At 28.6% G+C, this 13,587-nt stretch carries 14 protein-coding genes; 2 read left to right on the plus strand and 12 right to left on the minus strand.

Features of this window, described 5'->3' with window-relative positions; all coding sequences use genetic code 11:
- The first annotated feature begins 145 nt into the window (after positions 1-145).
- Positions 146-496: a hypothetical protein gene (locus tag E5167_RS01300; RefSeq protein WP_136840236.1), complete on the plus strand. Its 351-nt coding sequence runs from the start codon at positions 146-148 to the stop codon at positions 494-496.
- Between the two features lie 41 nt (positions 497-537).
- Here the strand turns inward: E5167_RS01300 and E5167_RS01305 are convergent, their stop codons facing one another.
- The 3 genes from E5167_RS01305 to E5167_RS01315 form a co-directional block, all read right to left on the minus strand.
- Positions 538-1,236, minus strand: coding sequence for a LytR/AlgR family response regulator transcription factor (locus E5167_RS01305; protein WP_136840238.1), 699 nt, complete (start codon positions 1,234-1,236; stop codon positions 538-540).
- Positions 1,233-2,006 (minus strand): sensor histidine kinase, encoded by a 774-nt coding sequence (locus E5167_RS01310; protein ID WP_169301352.1) that lies wholly within the window; start codon positions 2,004-2,006, stop codon positions 1,233-1,235. Before E5167_RS01310 ends, E5167_RS01305 begins: the two co-directional genes overlap by 4 nt.
- A 489-nt stretch (positions 2,007-2,495) precedes the next feature.
- A complete protein-coding gene (locus E5167_RS01315) occupies positions 2,496-3,449 on the minus strand; it encodes a TolB-like translocation protein (protein WP_136840242.1) in 954 nt (317 codons plus the stop codon).
- 229 nt (positions 3,450-3,678) lie between these two features.
- Here E5167_RS01315 and E5167_RS01320 point away from each other — a divergent pair, with 229 nt between their 5' ends.
- On the plus strand, positions 3,679-4,452 hold the full coding sequence (locus E5167_RS01320) for a hypothetical protein (RefSeq protein WP_136840244.1): 774 nt from the start codon (positions 3,679-3,681) through the stop codon (positions 4,450-4,452).
- Between the two features lie 355 nt (positions 4,453-4,807).
- Here the strand turns inward: E5167_RS01320 and E5167_RS01325 are convergent, their stop codons facing one another.
- The 9 genes from E5167_RS01325 to E5167_RS01365 form a co-directional block, all read right to left on the minus strand.
- A complete protein-coding gene (locus E5167_RS01325; protein WP_136840246.1) occupies positions 4,808-6,019 on the minus strand; it encodes a hypothetical protein in 1,212 nt (403 codons plus the stop codon).
- A 208-nt stretch (positions 6,020-6,227) separates the two neighbouring features.
- Positions 6,228-7,541, minus strand: coding sequence for an amidohydrolase family protein (locus E5167_RS01330; protein ID WP_169301353.1), 1,314 nt, complete (start codon positions 7,539-7,541; stop codon positions 6,228-6,230).
- 414 nt (positions 7,542-7,955) lie between these two features.
- A complete protein-coding gene (locus E5167_RS01335; protein ID WP_136840250.1) occupies positions 7,956-8,381 on the minus strand; it encodes a hypothetical protein in 426 nt (141 codons plus the stop codon).
- A 288-nt stretch (positions 8,382-8,669) separates the two neighbouring features.
- A complete protein-coding gene (locus E5167_RS01340) occupies positions 8,670-9,458 on the minus strand; it encodes a hypothetical protein (protein WP_136840252.1) in 789 nt (262 codons plus the stop codon).
- A 46-nt stretch (positions 9,459-9,504) separates the two neighbouring features.
- On the minus strand, positions 9,505-10,182 hold the full coding sequence (locus E5167_RS01345) for a hypothetical protein (protein ID WP_136840254.1): 678 nt from the start codon (positions 10,180-10,182) through the stop codon (positions 9,505-9,507).
- 4 nt (positions 10,183-10,186) lie between these two features.
- Positions 10,187-10,792: a hypothetical protein gene (locus E5167_RS01350; RefSeq protein ID WP_136840256.1), complete on the minus strand. Its 606-nt coding sequence runs from the start codon at positions 10,790-10,792 to the stop codon at positions 10,187-10,189.
- A 301-nt stretch (positions 10,793-11,093) separates the two neighbouring features.
- Positions 11,094-11,537: a JAB domain-containing protein gene (locus E5167_RS01355; protein ID WP_136840258.1), complete on the minus strand. Its 444-nt coding sequence runs from the start codon at positions 11,535-11,537 to the stop codon at positions 11,094-11,096.
- A 192-nt stretch (positions 11,538-11,729) separates the two neighbouring features.
- Entirely contained in the window at positions 11,730-12,935 is a 1,206-nt protein-coding gene (locus E5167_RS01360) for a DEAD/DEAH box helicase family protein (RefSeq protein ID WP_136840259.1), read from the minus strand.
- 336 nt (positions 12,936-13,271) lie between these two features.
- Positions 13,272-13,526, minus strand: a complete 255-nt coding sequence (locus E5167_RS01365) for a hypothetical protein (protein ID WP_136840261.1) — start codon at positions 13,524-13,526, stop codon at positions 13,272-13,274.
- Positions 13,527-13,587 lie beyond the last annotated feature (61 nt).

The following is a 13,587-nucleotide window of genomic DNA, read 5'->3' on the forward strand; positions in this document are numbered from 1 at the left end:
GATTAGCGTGAATAAATTACTACAAATACCTATAAATGAGATTTTTTTAATTAATGTTAGAGTTAATTAATTATTTTGCCTATCAATTTTAATATATTTACTACTATACTTAAATACGAAAAGTGTAGCTTAATTTAGAATCATTATGAAAGTCTTTTTAAAAGAAGCTACTGTAGTAATGAGAATGAGCAAAAATGAGACTGAAGCATTATCATTAGATGGTTGGATATTAGGCTTCGTGAAATTTATTAATAATAGAAATGTCAAAGCGACAGGATTTGAAGAAAAAATTATAAAAATGAAATCTATGATATTTGAAGATATTGCTTATATGCTGGTTTTGTACACTTCATATATTCCTAGAGTAAGTAAAGCACCTCGCGAAGGTGTTGATAGTTTTCATTTAATTAAAAAAGACGGAAGCTGGAAGATTGTTTCAATATTAAATGAAATTCCGAGTGCAGATAGACCTAAACCAACTATTCTAGAGAATTAAATTCAAATAAAAAGTTGACAACTTGACTTTGACAACTTAATTTATATTAAACCATCTTCAATAATTTTTAAAACCATTGATTTATTAGATTTACTAACTGGGATTTTAATATCTGACAGTAATAGGTGGTTATCTTTAAAAGCAGTTACTTTTTTGAAATTAACAATATAGGAATAATGAACACGAGCAAATTGTGTGTTTGGCAATGTGGTTTCCAATTTTTTTAAACTGTTATTTACAATATATGTTTTTTTTGATGTAACAAATTTCACATAGTCTTTTAACCCTTCTATAAATAATAAATCATCAAAATCTACTCTTACGAAATCCCTTCCTGACTTAACAAAAACAAAATTTTCATTTAAAAGCTCTAAGTTAATTTCTCTATTTAACGGGAACTTATAAACCGCATTCACAAAGCGATCAAAATTTATTGGTTTTACTAAATAATCTAATGCATTTTTTTCATAGCTTTCAACTGCATAAGAGGAATAAGCTGTTGTAAAAATCACCTTTGTTTTATCCTGGTTTATAAAAGACAAAAACTTCATCCCGTTAATATCAGGCATTTCTATGTCTAGAAATATTAAATCTACCTTATTATTTTTAATGAATGTTATAGCTGTGAGAGGACTTACAAATACACCTAACAACTCTAGAATTGGTGTTTTATCAACGTATTCTTGAAGTAATTTTTGAGCATAAGGCTCATCGTCTATAATAATACATGAAATTTTCAAATCTTGGGAATGATTAATTTAGATTTAAATACTTTTTTATTTTTATCAAAAGTCAGTTTATAATTGTTTCCAAATAATAAATCCAATCGTTTTTTTAAATTATTAATACCCATACCGTCCCTACTATTATCAATGGTATTATTTAGCCATAAACTGTTTTCAACTGTTAAAATAATATCATCTGTTTCATTAATTTCAATATGGACATAGTTTTCTGAGTTATTCTTATTTATGCCATGCTTAAAAGCATTTTCTACCAATGGCAATAAAAGCATTGTAGGAATATTAATATTTTCATTTTTAATATTAACTTTAAAATTAACAGATACATGAGGTATTCTTATCTTTTCTAATTCTAAGTAAGCTTTGATAAACTCAACTTCTTTTAGCAAAGGTATTTCATCAATATCATTATGCTCTAATAAATACCTCATTAATTCAGAAAGCTTCTCAACCACATCAGGTGCTAAATCAGATTTATTCCTTGTTAGATATAATAAGCTATTTAACGTATTAAAAAGAAAATGAGGGTTTATTTGAGCCTTTAAATATTTCATTTCCGTTTCAAGTCTACTTTTAGACTGCTCTAATTGTTGTTTTTGAAGTAAAAAGTTATCAAAAGTAAATTTTATTAAAGCGCTAATGATAAGTGCATTTATAGCTGAACCAATCGTTCTGACTATTTGACCTCCACTAAAATTATAATACTCTGAGAAACTTGATTTAGGTTCTGACTTAGAAAAAGCAAAATATTCAAAACTTAAGCTCAAAACAATAATAATGAATAAAAAAAGCAATGTAATAATTGAGTATTTTAGATATTGCTTTCTTTCGACAAATGGTAGGATATAGAAAGCATGAAAGTAAGTAAGCACAGAGTAAAAAACTGTTGCCTTAGCACTAAAAAGAACAGAGTTTATAACATTGTTATACTGCCTTTCCAAAAAAAAGAAATATATAAAAAAAGAAACCCAAAATATAAATTGAGCAATTACTATTGTTTTTTTTGGGTTTTTTATAAAAATATCACTCTTTATCATTAAATAAATATAGGACTTTTGAACTACAATAAAGCACTAATTAATTAGAGAGCTAGGTAAGCAACACTTATTAATCATCTTATCTATTCTTAACTCTTTTATTCCTTGTTTATACTATTAATGCTGTGCAATAATTCTCTCAAAGTTTTTCTGACCACCATGATATGTTGATTGCTATATCGATTAAATTGGTTATCTCTTTTAAACTTCAAATAAGCATTAAGATTTAGTATTGTTTTTTAAGGCTTTATACCTCTCAATATTAATTTCTATATGGTATATATCTAGAAAACCATTTTGAGCAGATGTTAAAGAACGATATAAATCTTTATAAGTATCATAAACTAAAGGTTGTGAATTTAAGCTACCTCCATAAGAATAATACAATACTTTTCCATCTGGAGATAATCCAGGTTGACCATCATTCCCTGATGAGTTAATTTTAGCGCCAAGATTTATTGGCTGTCCCCAAATGTCTTCTTCTTTAAAACTAATCCAAAGGTCATTACCACCAAACCCTCCTTCCATATTAGCAGTGAAAATAATAAAAGATTCATCTTTAGATACGACAGCGTCTAAATAGTTAATATCATCATTAATAAAAGATAATTTTTTTGGTGCAGAATATTCACTTTCTTTTTCATTCCATTTTGACACATACAAAGCATTTTTATTTTCTCCCTTTGCCGTGAAATAAAGATTCTTGTTCTTGCTTAAAGATGGGTACAAAAGCATTCCAAGGTCATTAAATGAACCTTCTAAGTATATTGGTTTACTCCATTCATTATTTATTAGTGTAGAATACCAAATATTATAATCCCATTTCTTATACTCTAAATTAGATTCTGTAGGTCTATCGGAAATAAAAAACAACTGATTCTCATTAAAAAGAAAAGGATCTGCATCTAAATACTTTCCTGAAAAAGGAAGCAGTTTAGGTTTGTTCCATTCTCCTGCTTCTTTTTCTGAATAACAAATTGCAAGACTAGACCACATAGGGTTTCCTATTGTAAAAAATAACACATCATTATTTTTTGTTAAAGTAGCATTAAACTCCATAGCTCCTCTTGATATGATGCCTTTGCCCAATATTGTTGGTTTTGATTGACTGTATGAGTTTGTGATACAAAGGAAAAACCCAATAAAAAACAATATAGTGTGTAAATATTTCATAGATAAAAATGATATTATTTATATAACACGACAAATTAAAAACCTTAAAACACAATGGAAAACATTAATCTACAGCTCGACCTGATAAATAGATAAGTGATACGTTTTAATCTATATAATGAAGTTATCTATTAAGTGAGTTTGAAAGTAGAATAAATTTTTTAACGAGGTGTTCATCTGTTTTTTTTGTACAAAAATTAATAGTATGTACTACTCAACAAAAAATATCATGAAGAAACTATATTTAATCCTATTATTTATTATTTCAAGTAACAATGTGTCTGCACAAATAAAAGATACTATAACTATTTCGGGCAGCAACCTAAAAACTGAATTTATAAAAAAAGGCAGGCATAGTTATATAGTATATTTTAAAGACTCATTACAAGCACCATCTAAAAATATTCAAATAGTTGAAATTAACATTAAAGATAAAATCCATAATGGTAAAAAAGCCATTACTATAGAGCAATCATGGGAAAGAGATACCGTAATACACACTGCCAATACCATCTTAAAACATTCAGATTTATCAACTCTTTACCATGAATATTTTTGGAAAGGCAATAAGTCACACATTTCATACGATTTTGTAAATAAAAAGATAAACTTCAAAAGTAAAGTTGCCGATTCTACTAAAACAAAAACACAAGAAAATTTTATTAACTCATTTAAAAATTATAACCTTAATTGGCATTCTGATTTGGTGATTTTTCCTCTTCTCCCTTTTAAAGAAAATCGAGTTTTTAAAATAAATTTTTATGACCCTCCTTCGGAATCAATGGAAGTTTATTATACAGTTATTGGCAGTGATTATCTTACAAATTCATTAGGTAAAAAAATAGATTGCTGGGTATTAGAATTTCCTGTACCAAAAAAATATGGAGGCGGTTATCAACATTTCTGGATTTCAAAAAAAGATAGAGAACTTCTAAAAGAAGAAGATTTATTTGGCAAAATGTACCGCTATAAACTAAAACTAGGTGTCTCTGAAAAAAATTAATAAAATAACAGCTAAAAACCACAACCAGAATGTTGTGGTTTTATGTTTTTATATAAAAAATCGCTTAGCTTTTCAACCTCTTCATTTTCCTTTACCCTATACTTTCCTCTTATCTAAATCTAAATAGAAAAGTATATTGATTTCTTATTATTCATGATTTTATATTTTTGGTTAATGGTGTCCCTAAGTATGTTTTAGATACACCTTATGGTATGTTTTTAAAGGAATACACTTGGCAAATTGGCATTTAATTAAAGAATACTAAATGCTATAAAACCAAAAAAGCCTCTCCCTTTCAACACTGTTCAGGGCAGGCTATAAGGAAAAGCTTCTATAATTAGCAAAAAAAATCAATCTACATCTCTTCTAGTCCAACAATTACTGAAGCTCCAAATGAGGAGTAATTTACTCCTTCAATATCATTAGAGTTGGTGATAAACTGATAAATATATTCATCTGATGAAATAGAAAAAACAGATCTAGATTTATCAAAATAATTGCCATTATAAACTTTATGATAAATTTTTATAAGATCAGAGTTTGTTCTAAAAATAACCGCATCTTGATTATTCCCATTTCCTAAATCTCCAATTATTAATAAACCTTTATCTTCTGTTTCTAAAACTTTGTTTGCAAATGGTTGCTTTGTGCTAACTCCATTTAAACCAATGGTTTTATCGTTAACTACATTTCCATCTCCATCAATTGTTAATATACTATAATCAAACAAACTTGTACTAACTGAAACTAATCTACCATTGGATAGTGTGTTTATCGCACCTGAATTAGTAGAATTCAAATTCAACTTCCAATTAAGTTCTCCTAATTGATTTAAGTTAACAATCCAGTTATCCACCTTATTGAAGTCTCCATCTAATGAATTTACCTTACATAATAGTGAATAGCCTCCTTGTGTAATCAAAACTTCACGACCATAGTCTCCTTCACTTCCACCAAAGTTTTTTTCAAATTCAATATCTCCAGTTGAAGAAATTTTAACAAACCAAATATCATGATCACCATAACTATTAGAAACATCATTATCATCAGACTCAGTAGAACCAACAAAAACAAAACCTCCATCATTAGTTTGCTTTATTAGATGCTCCCCTCTTAAAGATTCTGCTTTACTTCCTCCATAATTTTTTTCCCAAATTAAATTTCCATTACTATCTGTTTTTATAACCCAAATATCATAATCACCATAATTATTAGAGACATCACCATCTGAAGAAGTTGTCCAACCAATAATTAAATAACCTCCATCATTAGTTTGGATAATTGACTCTGCATAGTCACTCTCTGAACCACCATATTCTTTGTCCCATGTTATGTTAAAATTTGAATCAAGTTTTATTATTTCATAGTTACCAGAATGAACTATGCCAATATAGCCACCATCAGTAGTTTTTATTAATTTCCAGAATTCTTTCCCATCAATTACCTTCATCGTGCTAAAATTAGGATTAACCTCATCGGGTGTCTCAGTTGGATTATTGGTATCATCTTTTGTTGAACAATTAAAAAGGAATAGAAATAAAATAAGTAGTAGGTAAGAGTTTTTCATTTTTATTTATTTATAAAACATTTAAGGGTTTTTCAAGACAATAATACAAAAATTCCTACAAAAATAAAAAAGCCTCTCCAATAAAGGAAAAGCTTCTCAAAGGTCTGTTTCCAGACTACTTGAAACATCTCTGTGTCACAACACAACTAATTTTTGTTGCTAAAAAAGTTCAACTTAGCTAGAGCTTATTATAATCCTTATATCTTTTTTATTTTTTAGAAACAATCTTTCCTTTATATAAAATTAGCCATGAGCTATTTATATTGTCAATATCATCTATCGGGTTCTTTTTCATAATAATTAAATTAGCTAATTTATTCTTCTTCAATTCTCCTGTGTATTTATAAAGTCCTAAAAATTCTAAAGGATTTTTGATAGTTGCTTTTAAAATTTCAAAAGTGTCAACTCCAGCTTTTTGGGTTAAAGATAATTCATTATATATTGAAACTCCCGTAATAACTCCAGGGGTACCAGCATCAGTCCCAGTAATTAAAATGTTACCACTTTCTTGTACTTTTTTAGTATTAAAATAAAGATTTTCTAATTGATACTTCAATGATTCTGCTTTTGGCCACCAGGTATTCCATTGTTTATTTGACGCATCATTGGTTAAAGAATCCTCATATTTTTCAGTATAACTATTCCAAACATCAAACTTAAATTGCCTTTTTACTGATTTTTGAAAATTAAAACTTGTTTCGTATATTGTTGCTGTAGGTATATAAATAGCATTATTTTTTTGCATTAGTTTTAAAAATTCATCATCTACTTTCTCAGTTACAATACCATGCACTAACCCGTCTACTCCTAATCTTAAAACTGTTTTAGCCTTTTCTAAATCGGCTACATGCACTAAAACTTTCATATCTTTACTATGAGCATAGTTAATTAAAAATTTCATTAATTCTTTATCGAATATAGGGTGTTCACCACCTAACCAAGACATATCATCGTAAGTAAACTTAACATGTCTAAATTTTAAACTATGAAGTGAATCTATTATTTTAATTACCTCTGTATTATTTTCAACATAATAACTTCCCCAACCACCATTCTTAGGAGCTATCGAAGGACCCGTAAAATATGTAAAAGGGTATTTATTGGCTTTATCTTTAACTTTTTCAATAACTTCAGAACTAACCCCTATTGGATTATTTGGGTTGAGAATAGCTTGAACGCCATATAAAACTAACTGTTCAAGAACCTCCAATTGTTTTTTCGTACTACCTCCTCCACTAAAATTAAAATCCCCCATTGTCATGTGGTGATGCATATCAACTAAAGAAGGAATGGCATAAGAACCCTTACAGTCAATGATTTTTCCATCAAATTTTTTTAATAATGTCCTTTTTGTTTTTGATACATCTACAATTTTATTATCAACCACTAAAATTGACTTATTTTTATCAATCCGCTTTTTTTCTAGATTAACAATATTTACATTCTCAAGAAGTATAGCATTTTGCGATAAAGAGATATTAGCAATTAAGGTTAGAAATAATGTTAGAGTTGTTGTTTTCATCATATTTTGTTTAATAATTTTTACACTTTAAAGATTACAAAAAACAAAGAAGTGTTACAGTATTTTTAAAATATGCTGTGTATGGCTATATTTTTGATTTGGTTCACAACTATATAGCTTTAAATACTTAACCATCCTATTCTCTGATCTCAAATGGTATTATTATTTGAAAGTAATAGTGAAAGCAAACAGTAATCTTAAGTTGTAAAAAATAACCAAACTTATTACCCCTATTAGAATTTTACAAACTTAAATTTTACCTTATTATTACAGTAAATTAGTTAGATTAACAAATTTGTTTTCACCTTAAAAAGGACGACATAAAACAAAAAAAGCCTCTCCAATAAAGGAAAAGCTCTTTTTATTATGCTAGTAAAGCCTCAATATGATATTATTTTGATCGACATTTTAAGCTTAAGCTTCTTTCTTTCTTCCTAAGAACCATCCAACAACTCCACCAACGATAGCCGAAATAATTGTCATTACAATAATATCTACAATAACTCCGGTTAAATTTGGAATGTGTGTAGAACCTAACTGAATTAAATCGAAAGAAGCTCCAATTAAAAAGCCTAATAGAGCTCCTGTTTTAGCTCCACTTGTGAAGGTCGAAATGTTTGCCCATCGCCCATAAATAATTGCAAAAAGTAATCCCCATGTTATGTGTCCTAAAATCATTGGAACCCATTGCATTTCATCATCACCTCTCATAACTCCACTTGCTGATCCAGAATTTTCCACAAAAAAGTCAGTTAATACATTTCCGTAAACAATAAAACCCAGTAAAAAAGCGATAACCGCTCCAACCAAGCCTGCTAATAAAACCTTGTTGTTTGACATAATAATTAGTTTTAGTTAGTATTTTATTAAGTTAGCCAATAACTAAAATAAGAAAAATAACTATGGTATTGTAAATTAGATAGTTAAAAGCTTAAATCACTTGTATTTTACACTCACTAAAAACAAAAAAGCCTCTCCAATAAAGGAAAAGCTTCTCAAAGGTCTGTTTCCAGACTACTTGACACATTTCTGTGTCACAACACAACTAATCTTTGTTGCTAAAAAAAAGCCTCAACTAGGTTAAGGCTTTTAACAATCTTGCGGTCTGGACGGTAGAAACAAATAACCTTACTTCATTTGTGTAATAATTAGGTTGGAAACCATTTTTTTATCATAGACATGAGCCTTTTCTAAGCATTCATCTACAAGGAAAATATAATTCCTTGTCTGCCCTATATATTTATTTTGGCTATCAGATTTAATGCTTTCCTTATTATAAATAAACTCAACCATTTTCTTTTCTTTGTTAATCTCCTTAATTTCAGTGAAAGATGACTGAACAGTATATAAAAAGAATAAAAAAATGACGTATGACAAATTAGTGTATGAAGAGCTTATATTGTTACCATTTATAAGTTTATACTTTCTTCTAAATTCAAACTCTAAAATATTAAACAAAAACAAGGAAGGTATAATTAGATTATTTAGAATATAAGGTAACAGATTATCTGGATTTCTAAATGCTTCAACTATACTAAATACTATAATAGTATAAACCCAATATGCCAAAAAATTATGATGCTTAATTATTAATTTTAATCTCTTAAAAAATCTTTTTTCATCAATTATCTTCATATTCATTTCTGCGTTTTTTTCCATTCTACCAGAGGTTATCACCAGATATGCTATGAAAAGAGAGCCAAACAGAATTATACTATTCCTAACAATGTCTGGCATAAAAAGAGTTATTATTTCTGAAAACTCAAGGTAATTATAAATTTCTATATTAAAATGATTGTAAACCAGTGACAACTTTATATATCCACAAACAATTAATGTAGTTCCTAAATAAGGAATTAATAGCTTTAATATCTTAGATTCTATATGCATTATACATTTTGTTTTTTTTAAAGTCATAAAGTATTGTAAAGAGGATTCATCCGTTGAGCTAAAAATAATATAATTAATCAACTGAGTGGAAATCTTTAAATTTAATGAATATAGCAACTATATCATTTTCTATACCATGCTTTATTAATGCTTTAGTTATTCTATTAGTGCCATAATCTAGTTGTGTTGAATAATAATTCTTTACTAATATTAGAATCTTTTCTTTTTCTTCCTGAATGAAATTGTCTGAAGATAAATGCGTGATTAATAAATCATATTCTGCCATAATAAACTTCCAATTTTGATAGATAGGCTCATTTATATGGTGCACAATTTGGGTCTTACTCCAATTATCTTTAATTGCATTTGCATATGCGTTTAAAGCTCCTTGACCTTTAGCATGACCAAAATTTAGGTTTAATAAATCTAATTTTAATTCTTTAAACAGTTCAAGAGCTACTTTAAAATTACTAGATAAGCCTTGATTTATAATATCTTGATTTAGTAGTTCAAATTGTATTCTATTCGCTTTTATTTGAGCTTGAAATGACAAATACACTAAAATAGCACCAAGCAAATTTATTATTGGAGCAGTAATGCCACCAATTGTGTCACCAATTTGACCTGTCTGGGTAAAATCAAATCCATTCCAAATTGCTGGTCTTGTAAACATATACACACTTGTTATAAGCATAAGAATTATTCCTATTAACAAGAGAATAGATGTCTTTTTATTAAGTGGCTTTTTCATTTATTTAAAGATATTTATTTTCAATGAGGTATTTTATTAGCTCATCTAATTTTTCAAAGCATGATTTAGTCATTTTATTCATTTTGGCAGTTTGTTGTTTAGCATTTTCTTTTTGCTTAACTGTATCTTTGAATGGTTTTAAGTAACCTCTATCTCCAGATAGTCTCATTGAACTATATTCATGGAAACTCTTTAGTTCGTTTGTAAAGCTATTAAGCAAAACGTTTAATTTTGGGTCTGATATTTTATTCTTAATCAGCCTAACTTTATCATAAAATTTTGTGGTTTTATAAATAGCTTCATCTTTATATCCATACCAAGCGTCTTGCTTGTAGATATCTTCTTGAAAGGAGTCTAAATCTAAATAATTAAGTAACTTTTTAATTACCTTCTGGTCTCTTTTGTTTGGCTCTAGCTTTAATAACAAGTGTTTTTTATTCAAACGGTAAAGTTCATATACTAAAATACTGATAATAATAGTTAGTGTTGCAATTAGAGAGTCTTTCCAATTAGCTAATATATCAGGTAGTTTGAAGTAGTTAGTGCTATAAGTTATAATAACTGGGATAAAAATTAGACCTATATACCAGCGGTTTATAATTCTACTCATATTTGGAATCTATTTGTTATAATTATTTGTAAGTTTATACTGTAAATATAAGATTTACAAGACGTTCTTTAAAAATAAAAAGTTGCTTAGGAGAGAGACTATAAATATAATGGTTTAAAGTGAAATTTAGTACTTAACGCACTGCAATTATTAAACCACTCTTGAGGTCTGACCAAGACCGCAATATTTTCAAAACTATCTAGCATTAATACACCTTTCACAACAACCCAAGCTCAACACCAACCTTATATTAACCCTATTAGGTTAAATATTCCTCAGATATAATTATAGCACTCGCAAACTAATAACCTCCATCTACAAAACTACAATAGTCCTCTTTAGAAATAATCATATTATCCAAAATGGTGACATCTAAATAATCTGCTACTTTTTTAATCTTATTGTATAGTTGTTTATCTGCTTGACTAGGCTTAAGGTTTCCACTTGGGTGATTATGTACCAATATGACATTACTTGATGCTGATTTTAGTATGACTGCAAACAACAATTTTAAATCAACCATAGTGGCATGTAGTCCTCCTTTGGAAACTGTATAAATACCTAACACTTCATTAGCCCTGTTAAGTAATAATACTTTAAATTCTTCATAAAGCTCTATTGTGTCCTTATCCCAATTATCAAGTAATACTTTATAAGCAGATTGGCTATTTATTATCTTAGGACGATCTTGTTTGGTTGTAGTTGGACTGTATTTTAATTCTATTTCTGATATGGTTTCGGTCATGGTTTAGTTTTAAGTTAGATTTTTAATTGAATGTTCCTATAGATAAATAAAAAGGACAGCTTTTTAGGCCATCCTTTTATCATTTAATTATTTGTTTTTTCCTTTACGGAGTACCTCTTGAAACCCTTATGAATAAAGGGATTGAAATTAAAATGATGAAGTTGTTTTTCATCACTTAGTTTTAATTCAATTTTATGCTGCCATACTTAATGACTTATAATCGGTGTCATTTAACCATTCCGATAATAAAGTACGCATCCGTTTACTAGGTATAAAAAGATTCATTTCTTCATGGTTACGTATAGCTCCTCTCCATATCCATTGCAAAAGTTCAGCTAAAGCCCAATTATTCTCATCCACTTTAACATTACCGCTTCTAAAGAAATCAATAATATTTGGGTCTAAAAACCTATTGGCTAGATATATCATAGTTCCTTTATGGGCATATTTATTGGTTGCTCGTTCATTAACTGGAACAAAACCTCTGGAATAGCCTTTGCCTTTTAATTTACTTTCAAACTTTTTAAAAGTTGTAAATGCCGTATCGTTTGATGTTGCTGCAAAGTTCCTTTGAAGTATGTTAGATACCGTGTCCTTTATCTGCTTAAATTCCTTTGAGGTTTTATTGCGCAACCAACTCACACAAAATGCTGAATGGTGGTCACCCCATTTATTACTTAACCCTTCATAGATATTCAATAGTTTGGAAATCTTGAATTTCATTATCGCTTCATCTTGGTCAGAATGCTTTTCTAATTCATATGGTATTTTATAATACTTAAAATAACTTGCCAATAAACTCCCCTCGAACAAATAGGTTAATACTGTTACAGATTTAAAACTTTGGAATATTTCAGGTGGGAATGCCCATACTAATAGTCTGTCATTGACATGTACAACATTGGCAGTATCACAATATGGCTTTAATGCTGAATAAAACCCTTTGTAATCATCACCTGTATAGGTCACTTCTCCTGTTTTATCATTCTTTACCAATAACCCTTGTTTAAAGGCTATTTTAATGTCATCAGCACTTATTTTAATAACCTCAATAGGCGTTAAAACTTCATCTAATATCAAATCATAATCTTTAAAGAAACTATAGTCACTGCGTTGTAATTTGGAAAACAAACTATGCGTTGTTACTATGTTCTTGCCGTTATTAGCCATAGTTAAAAGGTTATTTCTCTTGTGCAATATTTCCCATTCGCCCAAATGGTTCTTAACATTTGTTACTTTAGGTTGGAACGTGTTTGGTACATTCTCTAAAATCCGTTCTACTTCATTTAAAAATGGGGTCACATATAAAAAACTCCCCTTGTTCTTTTTCATATTTGCTATGGCCTTGGTGGTTTTTCCACTGCCCATGATAGCATCATGAATCTTTACTTTTTTCATTCTTTTAATCATCTTCGTTTGCATGCATTGTACATGCGTTCATATTGTTCCAGTAATAACCTCACTGGAATCCTTTAGTTTAATATGTACGGTGGTTATTATTTGAACTGAATAGAAACTTGTTTGTGTCCAAATAACTTATATGTGTAGTTGCTTTGATTTATCACTGTCATTCTTCCTCTTCATTTCAAACCGCATTTACATAAAGATAGTGAATATAAGCTCTCAAAGCAAGTTTTTTGCTATGTATTTTCTCACAATAATTATTATAATCTATAATGAAAAAAGCTTACAAATCATACTTGTTCCTTTTTAAAATTTGGGTTTACAAGTCATTTATTTCTCTAAAACGATATCGAAATAATGGTACTGGTAGAATTCATTTTTGATTTCAAACACGGTCACTAACTTATCGGTATTCCATATTCTATCGACAGTAAGTTCTTGACCAAGTGTAAAATCATTTACAGGCTTAATAACTCTCACTTTGAAAGGTGTCCTCAATGCTTTTAGTTTATTTTGGAAATTAATGATGTATATCACTCGTGGCGAGCTGAATTGAAGTGTTTTTAAAAGTTGTTTTGCATTCATGGGTTAATTGAATTAATTATAGGTTGTACTTGATTTTGTATAAAAGTGCTATGATATACTA

Source organism: Pontimicrobium aquaticum, from assembly GCF_005047595.1.
Taxonomy (GTDB): Bacteria; Bacteroidota; Bacteroidia; order Flavobacteriales; family Flavobacteriaceae; genus Pontimicrobium; species Pontimicrobium aquaticum.

Excerpts from the sequence above, each read along its gene's own strand:
- E5167_RS01345 (WP_136840254.1), bottom strand. The coding sequence starts at position 10,182 with ATGAAAAAGCCACTTAATAAAAAGACATCTATTCTCTTGTTAATAGGA.
- E5167_RS01315 (WP_136840242.1), bottom strand. The coding sequence starts at position 3,449 with ATGAAATATTTACACACTATATTGTTTTTTATTGGGTTTTTCCTTTGT.
- E5167_RS01355 (WP_136840258.1), bottom strand. The coding sequence starts at position 11,537 with ATGACCGAAACCATATCAGAAATAGAATTAAAATACAGTCCAACTACA.
- E5167_RS01330 (WP_169301353.1), bottom strand. The coding sequence starts at position 7,541 with ATGAAAACAACAACTCTAACATTATTTCTAACCTTAATTGCTAATATC.
- E5167_RS01340 (WP_136840252.1), bottom strand. The coding sequence starts at position 9,458 with ATGACTTTAAAAAAAACAAAATGTATAATGCATATAGAATCTAAGATA.
- E5167_RS01360 (WP_136840259.1), bottom strand. The coding sequence starts at position 12,935 with ATGAAAAAAGTAAAGATTCATGATGCTATCATGGGCAGTGGAAAAACC.
- E5167_RS01335 (WP_136840250.1), bottom strand. The coding sequence starts at position 8,381 with ATGTCAAACAACAAGGTTTTATTAGCAGGCTTGGTTGGAGCGGTTATC.
- E5167_RS01325 (WP_136840246.1), bottom strand. The coding sequence starts at position 6,019 with ATGAAAAACTCTTACCTACTACTTATTTTATTTCTATTCCTTTTTAAT.
- E5167_RS01320 (WP_136840244.1), top strand. The coding sequence starts at position 3,679 with ATGAAGAAACTATATTTAATCCTATTATTTATTATTTCAAGTAACAAT.
- E5167_RS01365 (WP_136840261.1), bottom strand. The coding sequence starts at position 13,526 with ATGAATGCAAAACAACTTTTAAAAACACTTCAATTCAGCTCGCCACGA.
- E5167_RS01300 (WP_136840236.1), top strand. The coding sequence starts at position 146 with ATGAAAGTCTTTTTAAAAGAAGCTACTGTAGTAATGAGAATGAGCAAA.
- E5167_RS01350 (WP_136840256.1), bottom strand. The coding sequence starts at position 10,792 with ATGAGTAGAATTATAAACCGCTGGTATATAGGTCTAATTTTTATCCCA.